The organism is Pedobacter sp. 10L46_2 (genome assembly GCF_056395165.1).
On the sequence record NZ_JBFTIZ010000387.1, the window covers coordinates 1 to 3442 of the forward strand.

General features: G+C 35.5%; 3 protein-coding genes. All 3 read left to right on the top strand.

What is annotated here, in order from left to right; all coding sequences use genetic code 11:
- The first annotated feature begins 98 nt into the window (after positions 1 to 98).
- Positions 99 to 1049 (top strand): hypothetical protein, encoded by a 951-nt coding sequence (locus AC1DDX_RS25490; RefSeq protein WP_477622829.1) that lies wholly within the window; start codon positions 99 to 101, stop codon positions 1047 to 1049.
- Positions 1046 to 2593 (top strand): GNAT family N-acetyltransferase, encoded by a 1548-nt coding sequence (locus tag AC1DDX_RS25495; protein ID WP_477622830.1) that lies wholly within the window; start codon positions 1046 to 1048, stop codon positions 2591 to 2593. The genes AC1DDX_RS25490 and AC1DDX_RS25495 overlap by 4 nt, the downstream gene beginning before the upstream one ends.
- Before the next feature lie 30 nt (positions 2594 to 2623).
- A partial coding sequence (locus AC1DDX_RS25500) for a nucleoside-diphosphate sugar epimerase/dehydratase (RefSeq protein ID WP_477622831.1) occupies positions 2624 to 3442 on the top strand: 819 nt, incomplete at its 3' end.

Genomic DNA, 3442 nt, shown 5'->3' on the forward strand with positions numbered 1-3442 from the left:
AAATACATCAATCCCATTGTTAACCTATTTTCAAAATGCAAATACATCAATCCCATTGTTAACCTATTTTCAAAATGCAAAATCAATAATCAAACAAAATGAAGTCTATTGGAGGATATTTAGAATTACAATTGTCCAGAGGTGAGGAATTTTATCCCTCGCTAATAAAATTAAATACTGGTAGGAATGCATTTGAATATATTCTCAAAGTTAAGCGATATAAATTGGTTCACATACCTTATTATACCTGTGAGGTGATGTTGGAGCCACTTAAGAAGTTGGGTGTTCAATTTCAATATTATACTATTGACGAAAATATGGATCCGGTTCTCGATTTCGAGGTAGGTCCTGATGATGGTCTGCTGTACACAAATTATTTTGGACTAAAACAGGATACCGTTATAAGGCTAAGTAAGCTTTTCGAAAATCTGATAGTAGATAATTCCCAGGCTTTTTTTTCTGAGCCATTGGAGGGGGTGGATACTTTTTATTCTTGCCGAAAGTTCTTTGGTGTACCAGATGGGGCCTATCTTCAATGCACTAGTGATGTAAGACTAAAGCTAGAGAAAGATGTGTCGGTAGACAGATTTTCCCATCTGATAAAAAGTATTGACATGGGGATTGAAAGCGGGTACGAAGATTTTATTGTAAATAATGTTGTTCTTTCCAACAACCCAATACGTAAAATGTCTTCTTTATCTCAGTCGATTTTATCAGGTATAGATTATAAAGCGTGTAAATACAGAAGAAATTCCAACTTCATGTACCTTCATGATTTTCTGGAGAGTTATAACGACTATTCATTTGATGCGTCTTCTGTAAATGGACCGATGATCTATCCACTGCTAATCTCTTCTACCGAAATTAGAAACAAGCTATTTGAAAAAAGAATATATGTGGCTACATACTGGCCAAATGTTCTGGAATGGACTACAAAAAAGATGTATGAATATTATTTAACAACGCATCTTATCGCCATACCAATAGATCATCGGTATACCCATTCTGAAATGAAACGCATACTTAATGTATTAAAAACAATATTATGAGCGAAAGTATATTTTTAAGGCCTCTGGCACTTGAGGATGCGATGATATCCTATAAATGGCGAAATAATCCGGAGATATGGAAGTATACACCTTTCAATCCATCAGAGCCAATTACATTGAAAGTGGAGAGGGATTGGCTAAGGGGTGTTTTAAAGCGAACTGACCAAAAGAGATTTGCCATCTGCTTAACAGATAGCAAGAGATATATCGGGAACGTGCAATTGCTTGACATCTCAGAACAACAGGCCGAATTTCATCTTTTTATAGGTGACTCAAGCTGCTGGGGCAAAGGCATCGGAGAAAAGGCAACAGCACTTATTCTTGATTATGCTTTCTCTACCCTAAACCYGAAAAAGGTAATACTTGAAGTAAATAAAGAACATAATGCAGCCATCAGAATATATAGTAAACAAGGTTTTGTTGGTATCCCAGGTAGTGATAAATATCTGAAAATGGAAGTAATAAAAGAGGATTATATAACTAAAAATAATTTACCCGGCATGAAGTACATCGTTAAACTTGAACAAGAGGCCGAGTGGAAAGGTCTTGTAAAAAGGGCTTTGAAATATGATTTTTATCATTCATGGACCTATCATTCATTGGATAACACTTCTGGAATTCCAATGTTGTTTGTTTATGAAGAAGGGAGTGATTTTATTGCTATCCCATTATTGAAAAGAGATATTCAGGATTCTGAATACTATGATATGAGTTCGGTATATGGTTATAGCGGTCCGATTTCGAATAGGGATTTCCACAAGCTTCCTTCAGATTTTGTATATAATTTCAGGAATTGTTTTCTGGACTTCCTAAAAGATGAAAAGATCGTTACCGTATTTTCCAGGTTGAACCCTTTCTTTGACCAGGCAGAACTGATGGGAGATTTTGGAGGGGTGGTAGATAACGGAAAAGTGGTGGTACTGGATCTAAGCCTTCCTATTGAGGAACAGAGAAGCGCTTACCAGGAAAGGGTATTAAGAAAAATCAGGACCCTGAGAAAAAAGGGGTATTATGTTAGGGAAGCCAGTACGGGCGAGGATATAAAAACCTTTAGTGCTATCTATACATTAAATATGCTTAGGGTGGATGCCTCGAACACCTATTATTTTGATGAAGAATATTTTAGGCGATTGCTTGATTCAGAAGAATACGATGCAAGACTAATCTTTGTGTATGATCAAAATGATTATCCGATATGTGGTGCAATAGTGGTCATCACAAATGGTATTATGCAGGCGCATTTATTGGGGACCAGAGAAGAATATCTGGGAGATTCTCCTGCCAAATTGTTAACGGAAGAAATCACGATTCTTGGGCGACAACTTGGTGTAAAATATTACAATCTGGGTGGAGGCTTAGGCTTTAAAGAAGATTCGTTGTTTAGGTGGAAAGCTAATTTTTCAAATCTTACTTTCAATTACCATAGTTGGCGTTTCATAGCCAATCCGGAAGTATATACCTCTTTGTTATCTCAACAAGAAATCGATCTCAACTCTGATGTTGATTTTTTCCCACTTTATAGATTGCAAGCTAACAAAGCTTAACCTTTCTTCATCTATTTAACGTTTAATGACATGAAAAAAATTCTATTTTGCGAAAAAGTGTACTCCAGGTGGCTGATCCTGTTAATTGATCAGTTCATTGTAACAATCGCTCTTGCTGCATCATTAATGATTATACAAAAGGAGAATTTTAATGAAATATTTAATAACAAGTTTTTCCTTTATCTGATCGTTTACAATGTAATCACGATGGTGGTTTTTGTAAGTATGAGAATACACACCGGAATAATCCGATACTCTAGTGTTGACGATATTTTCCGTGTCTTTAAAGCAGTGCTATTAGCTAGTTTGCTATTTGAAGTGGCGGCTTACCTGTTTTTATCCTCTTATTTTGGATTCAATAATCATTGGTTTATTCCTATGCTCATCATTAATTTTTTTATCTCTGCCTCGATGCTTATTGCACTAAGGATAACTGTGAAACAATTGTTCCATTACCTTCAAGATCTGGAAGTTGTTTCTAAAGAGGTGTTGCTGATCTATGGAGCTGACAGATCTTCTTTACTGATTAAGCAAGGTTTAGACGCATCTTCAGAAAATAATTTTGAAATATTGGGCTTTGTTGATGATAATCCTGATCGTAGGAATAAACACATAGAACAAAAAAGAGTATACGGTTCTCATTCTATTCAGTACTTGAAAAATAAATATGGAGTAGAGAAGATGATTGTAATGGAGGATTGTATAAACATTGAAGGAAGGAAACTTGCAATAGAAAAGTGTATGGAATGTGGAATAAGAGTTATTTCAGTACCCGCTTCAAATTATTGGTTAAAGGGCAAACTGAGGTTAAGTCAACTCCCTGATTTAAGAATTGAAGACCTTTTACAG

Bases quoted from the DNA above. Each gene is read 5' to 3' on its own strand.
- AC1DDX_RS25490 (WP_477622829.1), top strand. From the start codon at position 99: ATGAAGTCTATTGGAGGATATTTAGAATTACAATTGTCCAGAGGTGAG.